General features: G+C 52.2%; 8 protein-coding genes. All 8 read right to left on the reverse strand.

The window, feature by feature from the left end:
* Nucleotides 1-202: 202 nt before the first annotated feature.
* Nucleotides 203-1099, reverse strand: a complete 897-nt coding sequence (locus tag QW71_RS01770) for an SDR family oxidoreductase (RefSeq protein ID WP_039292422.1) — start codon at nt 1097-1099, stop codon at nt 203-205.
* Between the two features lie 142 nt (nt 1100-1241).
* Nucleotides 1242-2081: an aldo/keto reductase gene (locus tag QW71_RS01775; RefSeq protein ID WP_039292596.1), complete on the reverse strand. Its 840-nt coding sequence runs from the start codon at nt 2079-2081 to the stop codon at nt 1242-1244.
* Nucleotides 2082-2166: 85 nt separating this feature from the next.
* A complete protein-coding gene (locus QW71_RS01780) occupies nt 2167-7197 on the reverse strand; it encodes an AAA domain-containing protein (RefSeq protein ID WP_039292425.1) in 5031 nt (1676 codons plus the stop codon).
* A gap of 338 nt (nt 7198-7535) precedes the next feature.
* Nucleotides 7536-7877 (reverse strand): cupin domain-containing protein, encoded by a 342-nt coding sequence (locus QW71_RS01785; protein ID WP_039292427.1) that lies wholly within the window; start codon nt 7875-7877, stop codon nt 7536-7538.
* Nucleotides 7878-7934: 57 nt separating this feature from the next.
* Nucleotides 7935-9188: a PTS ascorbate transporter subunit IIC gene (locus QW71_RS01790; RefSeq protein ID WP_039292428.1), complete on the reverse strand. Its 1254-nt coding sequence runs from the start codon at nt 9186-9188 to the stop codon at nt 7935-7937.
* A gap of 432 nt (nt 9189-9620) precedes the next feature.
* The gene (locus QW71_RS01795; protein WP_039292432.1) at nt 9621-10643 is read right to left on the reverse strand and encodes a LacI family DNA-binding transcriptional regulator; all 1023 of its coding nucleotides are present in this window, start codon (nt 10641-10643) and stop codon (nt 9621-9623) included.
* A gap of 564 nt (nt 10644-11207) precedes the next feature.
* Nucleotides 11208-11666, reverse strand: coding sequence for a putative immunity protein (locus tag QW71_RS01800; RefSeq protein WP_235441359.1), 459 nt, complete (start codon nt 11664-11666; stop codon nt 11208-11210).
* A 68-nt stretch (nt 11667-11734) separates the two neighbouring features.
* On the reverse strand, nt 11735-14122 hold the full coding sequence (locus QW71_RS01805; protein ID WP_039292433.1) for a GH36-type glycosyl hydrolase domain-containing protein: 2388 nt from the start codon (nt 14120-14122) through the stop codon (nt 11735-11737).
* Nucleotides 14123-14187 lie beyond the last annotated feature (65 nt).

Below are 14187 nucleotides of genomic sequence, written 5' to 3' on the forward strand. Positions count from 1 at the left end.
GGATTTAGAGGGATTTATCCCTTTGATTTTCCCGTACCGCCCACTTGCGGGCGAATTCACTGGGATTCCTATCCCGAGAATAACTTCGTCCGTCAGACGAATCAGCTCCAAATTCCAAAGTAACTGACCCCCAACAGACGAATATCATAATTCCCAATATAACAAAAAACCTCCTTGCGGAGGTTTCAGCTAAAAATCTGATTTAAGGTGTCGGCATGCCGCCGTTAGCATTCAGAGTCTCGCCGCTGACATAACTGGATTCCTGGCTGGCCAGAAATACATAGGCCGGGGCCATTTCAGCCGGTTGGCCGGGACGGCCGAGCGGTGTTTTGGCTCCGAAATCCTTCAGCACTTCCTGCGGCTGTCCGCCGCTTACCTGAAGCGGAGTCCATACAGGTCCAGGTGCTACAACATTGACCCGGATCCCCTTGGCGGCTACCTGCTGAGCCAGCGATTTGCTGAAGGTGTTGATTGCGCTTTTGGTGGTGGCATAATCCAGCAGAATCGGCGCAGGCTCATAAGCCTGAATGGATGCAGTGTTAATGATCGTACTGCCCGGCTTCATGTGCTTCACCGCTGCTTTACAGAGCCAGAACAGCGCATATACATTGGTCTTGAAGGTTGCATCGAATTGCTCGGTGGTCAGATCAGCGATATCCGGTACAAACTGCTGCTTGCCGGCGATATTGGCCAGGATATCAATCCCTCCAAGCTCCTCTACGGCTTTGGCTATCAGCTGCTCGCAGTATTTCTCGTCCTTCAGATCGCCCGGTACGGCAACGGCTTTGCGGCCGGCTTCCTCCACCAGCTGGACAACTTCCTTCGCGTCAGCTTCTTCCTCCGGCAGATAGGCAAGAACCACATCAGCTCCTTCACGGGCAAAAGCAATGGCTACCGCCCGCCCGATTCCGCTGTCCGCTCCGGTGATCACGGCCTTGCGGCCGGTAAGCCGCCCGCTGCCGCGGTACGTTCCCGCCCCGTCATCGGGACGCGGGTGCATCTTCTTCTCCAGGCCGGGACTCGGCTGCTGCTGTTCAAACTCCGGCGTAGCTTTTTCATACTGCTTCGCAGGGTCCTGAATCGTATACTGATCGCTCATTGTGTATTCCTCCTCTGTAGGCTTCTGACTCTTTCTATGTAACCAGCTTCCCATTTTCCTAAACGAATTATGTATGACCAGGAATATGAAAAAGCCCCCTGCTAAATAAGCAAGAGGCTTGACACTTCCCATTCAACCCTTCTTAAAACTCTTCGTACACCGCAGGGTCCTGATCCCACAGCGGTCCGGTTGCCGGGATTTCCGCGATCCGCTTCATCTCTTCGTCTGACAGCGTAAAGTCGAAGATATTAATATTCTCCCGCTGATGCTCTTCCGAAGAGGATCGCGGAATCGGAACTGCACCCAGCTGCACATGCCAGCGCAGAACAATCTGTGAGATGGATTTATTATGCGCTGCGGCAATTGCGCCGAGCTGTTCATTCTTCAGCAGATCCGTGCCGCGTCCCAGCGGACTCCAGGATTCTGTAATAATCCCGTGTTTCCCGTGGTAAGCACGCTGCTCTGCCTGATTGTAATACGGATGCAGCTCAATCTGATTGATGCTCGGTGCTACGCCTGTTTCCTGAACCAGACGATCCAGATGCTCCGGCAGGAAATTACTTACCCCTATCGAGCGGATCAGCCCCTGCTTCTGGGCATCGATAAGTGCCTGCCATGCTTCTACATACAGGTTCACCTTCGGATTCGGCCAATGGATCAGATACAGATCATAATAATCCAGCCCTGCCCGGTACAGCGATTCCTGAACGGTCACGATCGCCTCATCATACTTGTGGTGACGTCCCGGCAGCTTGGAGGTAATGAACAGCTGGTCTCTTGGCACTCCGCCCTGCCGCACTGCTTCGCCGACAACGCCTTCGTTCTCATAGTTAAATGCTGAATCAATCAGGCGGTAGCCCAAATCGAGCGCAGTCTTCAGACTCTGTACACCCTTCGTGCCTTTAATCCACGCCGTTCCAAAGCCAATCGCAGGCATATTCAACCCGTCGTTCAACAATACTTCTGGAATGTGATTAGCCATGATGATGCAGCCTCCTCTATTAAGATAGTTGCTTACATTATCGCAGAGAATGAAGGTAATATCAAAATCCCCCATATCATTATTCTTATGATCTGCTATACCAGGCGGCTTTCCAGCGGGTAGCATACACCCCTTCCTTCAGATAATTAAACGGTACAGCCTTCCGCCGTAATTCCGGCAAATAGCGGATCAGGTTCAGGTCTTCAATGATCCAGACTGCACCGTCCTGATCTCTGGTATCTACAAACTGCAAATCCCGGCTGTGCAAATATTCCACCAGGTTAAATCCGGAGCCGGAGTCCCCGTCATCTCCCGTTTCAGCACTGTCGGCCGTTAAGCCCTGCCAGTAAGGAAGCTCCAGACCCGCATCCGCTTCCAGCAAGCTAAGCTCCTGCTCCAGCACCGCCTGTCTGTCTTCTTCCCTGCTTCGCATTTCTTCCGTCCAATAGTCCGTCAAATTCGGCTGCCGGCTGATTTCCTGATAAAAGAATTCCGCCGTCTTCTCTTGCTCTTGCTCCGCAGCAATGAACCCCGCTGGCTCCACCGCTGACCCTGGAGAGATCGAATCTTCAACACCAGGTTCCCGTTCAAGCTCCTGCCATTCCCGCCGGATCTGCGCTGCCCTGTTTATGATAACCGTCTTCAGCGCAGGTTGTCCGGCATTCCCGTCATCCACATCTGCCTCCTGCCGGTGAAGCTCACGGGGAATAACGAGCTCCTCCAGTCTGCGGAACAGCGGCTGCAGCGCCTGCTCCGGATTCCGGAAATATTCACCGCCCCGAAGCCGCACAAAACTCCAGCCAAGGCGTTCCAGTATGGCTTGTCTGTCCATATCTTCCTTAAGCTTCTCTGCCGGATGCCATTTGTCTCCGTCGCATTCCACCGCCAGACGTTTCCCGCCGCCTTCAACAACCATATCAATCCGGTACGCCCCTACTTTCCATTGAGGCAGTACTCTATAGCCTTCATCCAGCACCCGCCGCATAACCTGCCGCTCGAATTCGGACTCCAGCACGGGCTCCTGCTGTTTATACGCTGCATCCGCTGCATACGGATTTCTGACATATTCAATTAAACGTTTCCGTAAGTCGCCTTCCTTGAGCTGGGCTACGGAATCGAGTGAGTGCACCAGCCATAGCTGGTCGCGGGCGCGGCTTACAGCTACGTTATACCGTTTCTTGGTGCGGTTCCCCGGATCAGAGATCAGGCGCAGAGGCACAGCTTCCTCTGAAGCATCCACCATGGACAAGAACACAATATCGCGCTCATCCCCCTGAAACTGGGCGGAGTTGCCGCAGCGAATCTTCCGCCGCTTGTATTCCGTTGCCGGAATATACTTCTGCAAATACTGGTCAATCAGAATGGCCTGCTCTTCGCCAAGCAGCGTAATCACGCCAAATGTAGCATCCTTGTATTCTTCCAGCTGGATAGCAGACAGAATTAGCGAAGCAATGGCCTCTGCTTCTGCCTCATTGCGTTTACTGTTCCGGTTCCCGCCCTCAACCCGGTATTCTACGGTATACGGTTTCGTGGTTACTCCGCCGGCATCGCGGAGCGGAAGAATGGAACCATTATAGGAGAGCAGGTTGCTGAACTGGATAATCGGCTCCACACAGCGGAAATGCTCCCTAAGCTGCGTCATGCCCGCGAATGAGGTTTTGGCTAAGTCATAAATTGAGGTGCTGCCGTCATAAAGTGCGGCATTGGGAATCCCCTCCAGATGGGCATCCATCAGTCTTCTGGTCTCATCCAGCCGCTGGCCGATGGCCTCCGGGCTTACCTGCTCATCATCACCTACCACGACAATTTGTGTGCCCAGATACAGTGCTGTCAACGCCATAATATCTGCCTGGCTGGCTTCATCCACGATAACCACATCGAACCGGTTCTCCGACGGAGTGAAGCTGTCGACCACTCTGTACGTAGGCATAATCCAGACAGGAACAGCCGTCTGGCAGACCGGCATCAGCTTCCGGGCTTCGGCAAGCAGATGAGGAGCTGCTTTTCCCGTACGCTTGCCGGCTTTTTTCATCAGCAGCTTCCAGCCGTGAAGAGCATTCTGCTGCTTCAGCGTAGTTTTCCGGGCAAGCGCCAGCCAGGCCTTCTTCTCCACTAAGTGAAGTGTGGCCGCTTTGAACTTTTTACGGATCTCCACCAGTTCTTCTTGAAGTTGTTGTGCGGAGATGCCCGCCCGCTGATCAAGCTCCATATCCAATTGTTTAAGCAGCCAACCCGCTTCCAGTCCATTGGGGGCCCGGTGCTCTCCGTGGATTCCGCTTCTGTGCCTGAGCGCCTCCGCCCAATCCGGAGCACTCTGCTGCAGCCGCTCCAGCCATTCTTCCCTTTGGCTGATCCGCGCGCTTTTATCCCATAATTGCTGAAGCGCCTGATACGCTTGCTCATAGGACTGCGGGTCCAGCCGGGCTATACTCTCCTGCAGCCTGCAGGCTATAGCGGAACGGGAATCTGCCAGTGACTCTGCAGCCCTGCCTGCTTCCGCAATCTGCTCTTTAACTGTTCTCCATTTCTCTGCATTAATATTGGCACCTATAATAGAAGGAAGCTCTTGCTCTACCAGCTCCCGCATATGAATCCAATCCATATGTTTGCCTACCGTCATAGGCTTGGCGTTCAGCAGAACATTCCACAGCAGCCCCTCGCTCTCGAGGGATTGAAGCGGCGGATCAAAGCTTGTCTGCCGCCAGTCCAGCAGGCTGCGGATCTCCTGAATAATGTTATCCATATACTCTTCGGGCTGCGGTCCGAACCGGGCCAGATCATATCCGCCCCCGTCCGTAACCTGACGCTTCCAGCGGATGACGGACTTGGCCCGCTGCGCCTGATACGTACCGACAGTAAGCAGAGCGTCCAGGTAGGCAGCGTTGACCACTTCAATTCCTTTGCCGGGAGGCGCAATAAGCTCGCAGGCCTTCTTCCACGGTCTCTTAAGCAACAGCTGGAACGTGCTCAGCTTTCCCCCGTCTTCCAGATACCGCTTCATCTCCTCCAGTACAGGCAGCAGCGGTTGCAGATCCGTATCGGCCAAATGTTCAAAACCATAGCTGTACCGCGCAGTTCTGGCGGCGCGGTATAGCTCAAGCCACTTCTCCACTTCTTCCAGCAGATCAGTCCAATCCTTCTTCTCCGTTTCCTTGGATGAGACCAGATTCAGCTTCCAGTCCTCCTCAGTAACGGCACCAAACGCCTCACGCAGCTGCTGGAGAGCGGCGTTCAGCTTCCCGGGATGTACAGCCATACCGGGCTTGAAGTAAGGAAGATGTCTGACGGTATCTGCAGCGGCAAGTGTCTGATATTCCAGCACAAGCTCATGGAAAATTTCAGGAGTGACAGGCAGTTCTATACGATTGCGTAAATACTGGAATTCCGCTTCATCCAGCGCACTGATTTCCCCAGAGCTTCTATATAACTGTTCCAGCTCGTCAGGGGTAAGCGGACAAGCCTGTCCGGCCGCTATCCTTCCCGGCACCAGCTCCATCGTATGCCGGCCTGCGGAGATCATTTTGGCAGCTGCGGATGGATCGAAGGAAGTGCCAAACATAACAATAGACCGGTAATCGTTCTCTCTGGAGAGCCGCAATCTGTCTTCAATGCCTCTGATCTGCTCCAGAATGGATTTGCGTCCGGCAGTCAGCTGTTCTACTTCCGCTTCCGTCTGTTCAATGGATATGGAGCTTAAGGTGGAAGTAATCTTATCTATGGAATTCTCCAGCTGCTTCTGCCCGCTGGCATCATCCAGCACGCTGACACACAGATCCTGAAGCGGCCTTGCCACCTTGTCACGCAGCACGGCGAGTGCCCTTGAGGTGTGACTGGTGACCAGTACGCTTTTGCCTTCCGCCAGGAAATGGCCCAGCAGATTGGCAATCGTATGCGTCTTCCCGGTACCCGGCGGGCCCTGCACCAGAACAGAACCGTATCTGCCCAGCTTAAGAGCAATATCCAGCTGCTCTGAGTTCGCTTCTTTGGTGAACAGAATCTCTTCATTCTCACCATTCACATTCAAATTCGAATATGAAAAAACCTGCATTCCGTCTGAAGCCTCCCCCGGATCAATGCCGGTAATTCTGGCAATCGCCTGCGGGAGTTCCTCTCTGTCATTTAGATCCTGTATGATCTCTTCGAAGGCATGATCGAAACCAGCCGACCGCTTGCGCAGGAAAATAACCGGTTCTCTCCGGATATACACTGCTGTCTTGTCCTGAGCCGGTTGTGCAGATGGTCTATTATAAGGAATAAACGCTGTCTGGGCAGACAAGTATCCGGATACTTTGCGCAAATATTCATCCGTATCCGTGAAATCCAAAGGGGAGCATGCAGCCTCGAGCAAATCCGCGGTGCATTTCTTAATCGACCCCGGACTGACTTCAGGCACATCCCTGAACAAGGAGCCATGAAATTCGGGGGCGGCTTCGGAGGATATAACTGTAAATTCGGGTCCCTCCGGATCGAATACAAGCTCGATCCTCTGTAACAGCACCGGATGGTGAATCGTCTCCGGTGTAAGCTCCCAGTGCAGAATCCCGTCGCCGATCATCAGCTCCACAGCGTCCCGCTCACGCTCAATCCACGAATAGAGCATGTACAACTCCTCGAACAGCTTAATCGTTCTGCGGACAGGCCACTCCCGCTCCTGCCAGGCCTCACGCTCCAGAATCCAATTCTCCCAGAGCCGCACTCTCTCTTCGTCCTGATCGAAACGTTCAACATAAGCCTCATATTCCCCGGAATCCGCAGCCTCCCGGTAGCTGTCCATGCTCTCCAGCCGTTCAGGGCGGTTATGAATTCTCTCCCAATCCGGCTTCAGCCAGCGCTGCAGCAGCTCCGGCGGCTTCGGACAGGCTGTCCGGTCAGGCCGCTTCACGCGAAGCAGAACCTCAGGCATCTCCTCGTCTATACGTTCAGAGGGACTTATCCCCTCTGTGAAATCACAGGTCACATTTGAATGAACCGGCAGATCCGCAAGGGACTGCGACCATAACTGCCCGGATATATGCTTGATTATCGGCTGCTTCAGCTGGTGCAGAGCCTGCAGATAGGTGAATACCTGAATAAGCTTCTGTTTCGCCGCGATTCGCTGATCTTCGCTAATTCCCATACAAAGCCCTTCTTCTCTGTCCTTTTGCGACAAAGATCCTGTTTTTTGAACTAATTATAATATAATCTGCCAGGTTACAATACCAGTATTTTCATACCAAGTAGAAACGGTACCGTACTTTAAAGGACGGTACCGTTTCAGCGAGAAATAGAAGGATAATTTATCATGTGAAACATATAAATTCTTATATTTTCAAATAACCCCGCAAGGCGGGGCTTTAACTGCGATGTTTAATCAGGTACTTTGCGTGGACCCCATATCATATAATTATTCCCAAAAAAAGAGACGCGGATTCCCCGCGCCTCTCATCAGCTTTATCTGCTTTTTCAATTACTCTTCTAAAGAAAATCAGCCCGTGCCGGTGTAAAAGCATCCAGTAAAATGCCGTCATCCTCCAGCGGGATACAGCCGTGAAGCACATTCGACGGGAAGTGGATGCTGTCCCCAGCCTTGACGGTCTGTACATCCTGCGTTTCACCGTCATCGATCATGAACTGAAAGCGGCCCTGCAGCACATAGGTAACCTGTTCATGCACATGCTTGTGCAGCGGGATTTCTCCTTCCTGGGCTTGGGCGAACATCACCTTCGTATACATAATCTGGTCGCTGTGAGCGAGCACCTTACGGGTAGTATTGCTGTCTACAGTTACAGCCTGAATCTCTTGATCGTGATAAAACATAAAATAATACCTCCTATTCAATAGTCACTAAATCGATTTAGTTAGTGTGCGAAAAAATTAATGGAACCAGCGGAAAATCCCCCATAGGATAACCGACAAAGAAGTGAAGTCCGGATCAGCGAATGTTACCCCTTCAGCTCCCAGGTAGGAGAACAGCGGCAACGTAAGAGCAGGCAGCAGACACAGCAGGAAACCGTTCAGACAGCTGGAAATGACAGCCCCCCTGAAGCCGCCGCTGGAATTCCCGAAGATCGCAGCAGCACCGCCGGCCAGGAAGCAGGCCATAATTCCAGGAACAATTACCGGCAATCCAACGAGCGGGAACAGGAACACGCAGGCCACACCCGTGAAGAAGCTGACCAGGAATCCGACCAGAGCGGAATTCGGCGATTTGTCGAACAGAACCAGGACATCCACGCCTGGGATTGCGCCCGGAGCGAACACTTGGGAGAAGCCTTTGAAGGCAGGGACGATTTCTGTAGTAAACAGCTTAACACCGGCTTTGGCGATATACAACCCGGCGGCGAAAATTGCAGCCTGCTCCAGAATGAAGACGATATATTCCTTGCCATCCGATAATTCGTTAACAAAATCAGCACCGGCGACGAGTCCTGACACCAGCAGCAGCACCAGCATCGTTAAGGTAGTAGCCACATTGGGATCGCGCAAAAAGCTGATCCGGTCGTTAATCTTGATGTTCTCCGTATCATTCTCACGGTTGCCGAACACTTTGCCCAGGTATGTACCGATGATGTAGGAGGTCATGGAAGCATGAGCGATGGTATATTCATCCGACTTGATGATATTCCGGCTGGCATTGCGCAGCAGATAAGGAAATACCGCCATGTAACTGCCTATGGCCAGGGAACCGACAATAACAGTCACTACTGAACTAAGGCCCAGACCCTTCATAACCGCAGTAGCGGCGAAGCTCATGAACAGAACCAGGTGCAGGGACAGATAGATGTATTTGAACTTCGTAACCCGCGCAAGCACAATGTTCAGAATCATGGAGAACAGCAGGATCAGCGCAGCGTCTGCACCAATCTGATCAATGGTCAGCGCCATGATCGCTTCGTTACTCGGCACAACACCCTTGAGGTGGAAGGCATATGAGAACATTTTGCTGAAGTTGGTGAGCACGCCGCCCAGGATACCGCCGCCTACTTTGATCATGGTGAAGCCCATGAAGGAAAGGGTTGTGCCCGTAATAATTTCAGGAATCTTCTTACGCTGGAAGATGAGGCCGAGAAGCGTCACAATGGCAATAATAATTGATGGCTCTTTGATAATACTCATAAACATATGCATGGCGGGTCTCCAACTTCTTTCTCTTAGTTTTTAATTAGCTACTAAATCGATTTAGTAGTGCTCCAAAAAAATTTGGTATTCCGTAAACCATCGTAAACCATGAAACAACATGCCTTAACATTGTGCAATAAAACTACTTTGTTTGTTTGTGAACAAAATCACAATCGTAGGCAAACACTTCACTCATTAACCGCCATCCGGTACCCCCTCTTCAAAAGAACACGCTATCATTGTTAAAAACAGGAACATTCAGGAATGCAAGGGTATTCATGACTCGAATCATACGATCATTATAACGTGATATCTGCTTTTTGCAACAGAAAAAATAAAACCGTTTCCAAAGCAAAAAAAGACTTACTCTCCTTCTCCGGTTCTGTCTCCGGTCCAAAAGAAAGTAAGCTGCGCGATTCAATAATCTATGCCTTTAATCATTCAGTCCAGCCTGCGGACCGATTCCCTATGGTTAATCTCAGGGTTCAAACGGACCAGCTCGGGCCGCCCTGCCTGCTCCTCTTCCTTCTGGTCAATTAGATCCAGCAGCAGCCGGGCGCTCCTCTTCCCCATTTCAAAGCTTGGCTGGGATATGGTCGTAATCGGCGGATTGTAGAAGGAAGCAAAGGATACATCATCGATCCCGATGAGGGAGAAATCCTCCGGTATGCTTAAGCGGTTATTCTTGGCGTAGATCAGCACCTGCTCCAAAATCATATCATTGGTGGCGATGATGGCAGTAGGCGGATTGTCCATATGGAACAGCTGCCCGATCAGCGCCGGCATTTCGTCCAGTCTGCCGCTTTTGATATAGCTATCATTCACCGGAAGACCATGCTTCTCCAGCGTATTTCTGTAACCGGACAAGCGCTCAACCCGCGTGGTAATTGCCTTTTTTCCAAGCGGGAAGGTGATGATTCCTATTTGGGTATGGTTATGAAGGACGAAGGCTTCGACTGCCAGCTCGCTGGCTTTTTCGTTATTGAGCAGTACGGTGTCCACGCTAATATCGTCTATTTTACGGTCAACAAATACAAATGGATAACCATTCTTAACCAGCGAGGAATACATCTTCTTATTCTCTTCCGTCGGAAAAATAATCAGGCCGTCCACCTGCCGCGCAATCATCGACTGAACGTATTTCTTCTCCTTGAGCGGGTCATCATCGGTGTTGCAGACGATCACCTGCACCCCCTTCAGCTGGCATTCATCCTCTATGGCACGCACAACCTCCGTAGTGAACTTCGATAGAATGGTTGAGGAAATCACGCCTACAATGAACGTCTTCTTATGCTTGAGACTGCGCGCCACCTCATTGGGAATATAGTTAAGCTCGTCAATGGCCTCTTCAATCTTCTTCTTCGTATCCACACTCATATAGTTGAATCTCTTGTTCAGAAATTGCGAAACCGTACTTTTGGATACCCCCGCAAGTTCGGCAACTTCCTTCATCGTAACTGCCATGATCCAGCCCCCTACAACACTTTCCCTTATGCAAAAAGACACTTCGCCCGTGTGCCAAAGTGTTTTCACGGCGCATGTGAGTTCTACTGTATTATATACTTTCTTGGGCGGGTAGGAAATCAGGCATAAATTTGCCCTAAAAAAAAGAGGGAACCAGGAAAAATGTTATGCGGCTAGGCTCCCTCGTCCTTTGAGCAGGATCAACTTGAGCAATGGGGGGACCTAGCCAGGCATTTGGCGGAAACGACACAGTTTGTTCAGAGTTCATTCTTTAAGCGAAACGCGGGATCTTTTGCAGCCGGCAAAGTAATAAATCATAAATGTTGTAAGTTTTGCAACTTTGATTCAATCATATTTGGGTGTTTGAGAGAATTGTTGTATGAAATACAAGAATTCTACCGCTAAGCCGCCTGCAAGAGGAGAAATGTTGCCTTTTGTACAACAACTTCCGATTACGGTCGATTTAATCAAGGAAATGTTGTATTTAGTGCAGGATTTCAAGTCAGTGTAACTGACTGCCGCCAAAAGGATCGCAGGAGGACCTCCACCAGTCCTTCCCCTCAACTAATCAGGCCTCGTTAAGCTGGCCAGATGCCGGTACTGCCATTCACGCTCCTGCGTGACGGCGAGTTCGACTCCGGCAGGGGCCGCTGCGGCATGAACAGCCTTGACGGCATAGGTTGCGGCATGCACTGCATGGGTGGCAACATGCGCAGTTGCCGCAGCATGTCCGGCAGCGCGGGCTGCAGCGCAAGCCTCTGCCGGACCGGCGTCACGGGCCGCCGAATGAGCGGCAAACGCAGCTTGGCGGGCTGCGGCCATCTTAAGCTCACCGCGCACCCAGGCGCGTCCTGCTTCAACCGCTTGCCGCGGCCGCTGGTCTTCCGGACATGCTGCCTCCAGATAAGGCAGCACGCGTTCGGCGCAGTCGGCAGCCCAGAGCGCTAACACTTGATGATTACTTGTGCCTGCAAGCGCGGCGATGGACTTATCCAGCCCGCCCGCGGCCAGTTTCGTTTTCACTATATTCCTCCTATGGAAGAAGGCCGGAATCTTCCAGCGATCCGGCCCTTCGTTATTATTCATTTCTATCAGGCATTGCCAGGCGGAAGCTTGACCAGCACAGTATACTCCGTACCTGGTTTCAGATCCTTAAGAATACCAGCCTCCGCTAACTGGCCGTCCAGATAGACTTCTGTCGCCTTAACCCCCGCTTCACGCTGCATCTTGATATGCAGCTCGGCACCTCTGAAGTTACGTTTAACCGTAACCTCCGGCCAATCGGAAGGGAGCTGCGGCTTCACCTGCAGTCCTTCACGCATGCCCTGGAGTCCAAACAGGCCATCTATCAGGCAGCGGTATACCCACGGAACGGTGCCAGTATTAAACAGATGGCTGGAGCGTCCGGCAGTCTTCGGGAATTGCTTGTAAGCACCGCGGTAATAGTTGGGGATGAAGACAGGCAGTTGGCCGCGTCTGATGATATCCCCGATGTCAGGTCCCGGGATCATTTTGCGCAGCAGGCGGTACGCCTGATCCTGCTCTCCCACCGCATACAGGCCATAGATATAGAACGCTGCAGCATGATTATAGACTGCCCCGTTCTCGGCAGTGCCCGGATGCTTCTGCGTGACCCGGCCTACATCCTCCCGCATGGCGGTATAGGAGGGTGCCAGCTTTTCCACTCCGTAGGGTGTCTCCAGCTGCTCCGTGACCGACTTCATCAGCTTCTCCCGCTTCTCTTCATCGGCCGCACCGCTGAGCAGCGCCCAGCCTTGCGGATTAATGAAGATCCGCCCTTCCTTATCCTCACTAATTCCGAACACGACATTGTCATCGGTGATTCCCCGTGCGTACCACTCACCATCCCAGAAATACTGATTGACGACCGCATTCGTCTCATCCGCCGCAAGGCGGAATGCCCTGCCCGCCTCCAGCCGGCCGCTGTGATCACAGATATCCGCCCAGATCATGCAGGCATACGCCGTAGCTATCGTCAGCCATCCGGATACTCCCTTGCCCCGGTAGCCTACCATATTCATCGGGTCACACCAGTCACCCTGATTGATATAATTCAGACCCCGTTCATCCCGCTCATGCATCAGCCAGTGCATCGCCCGGTCAATATGTTCGAAGACAGATCCGACTTCCTCACTCCCCGCATAAGGGACAACCTCTTCCAGAATGCTGTAATCATCCGTCTCATCCAGATAGGTACTGAGGCAAATGGGCAGCCAGACACAGTGATCCGTATGCGGGACCTGATTAATATATTTCAGTTCAGCGGCCTCATGCAAAATAATGCCATCCGGCATGGCTCCACTTACCGCCTGCTGGCTTAGAGCAGTCAGGAAAGCCCTTCTTGCCGTCTGCGGCTTAATATAACTCATGCCCATATTATCCTGCAGATAATTACGGGTCTGGGGGTCTGTCGTCAGGCGGTTCGTCTGCCCGTGATAGTACATCTGCCGGGGCAGCCAGTGGTTGACCAGATTGTCGAGGTCCGCATCCGGAGTCGTGATCTCAATGCAGCCTCTGCCTTCGCGGATGTATTCCGCGTATTCACGTTCCGCAAGCTCAAATCCGTCTTCGCCGTCGGCATCAGCATTAAGGAACATCCGCTGGCGGATATCAGCGATCTCCTGCTCTGTCTGAGCCGGACCGAAGATGAACCGGTATTCGCGCTCTTCACCAGGCTCCAGGCCGATACTATACTGCAGAATGGCAACTGGTGATTCGTAACGGGCTTCCCCTTTGGAGAGCAGACTGCTTCTCAGCGCTGACGGCGAGCTGATCCCGCCTTCCCCTTCGAATGCTTCCTGGTTCACTTCCCAGGACGCGGGGGCATGATCGGCCAGGAGGAAGGTCTTATCCTTCAGGTGTTTGATCCTGTCATATTCCTGATATTTCTGATATGGCGTAACGGCTGTAGCTACGATGCCTTGCAGAGCTTCCTTATACTCGCCCGACTGGTTCATCCATGACATGTAGCCGATGGTGAAATAGGGATAGATGCTTATTTTCCGTGGAGCAGAAGACAGATTGGTTACCTTCACCCGCCACAGCTCCATCGGCTCATCCTTGGGCAGGCTCAGCGTCATCTCGATGGCGATACCGCTCTTCTCTATTTTCCACACAATATTATGTTTGCCTACAGCAAAGGTATAGTGATCAGGGGGCATACGTACGGGTTCATACGGGGCAGAGAATATCTCACCGCTCTCCTCATCCTTCACATAGACAAACCGGCCGGGATGGTGGGCATAATAGGGCTGCTCCGGCTGCATGAAGGTCTTGGCTTCCAGATTCGGGGCATAGGAGTACTTGGCAGGCTCGGGCTGCATGAACTGGGCTACCGCATACCCGCGGCAATTCATATGAATCATCATCTGCTCATTCCATAGAAATCCTGAAGCCTTGGGCAGAATTGTCGGGCTCGACAACTCATAATACTCGTTATCTTCAGATGCTCTTATCATTCTCATGCCTCTCTTTCCAGGTTTATAATGCGCTGATGTACCTTCTCTATGTTCAAGAATACGCT

It is taken from the genome of Paenibacillus sp. IHB B 3415, assembly GCF_000802655.2.
GTDB classification, from domain to species: Bacteria; Bacillota; Bacilli; order Paenibacillales; family Paenibacillaceae; genus Paenibacillus_AQ; species Paenibacillus_AQ phytohabitans.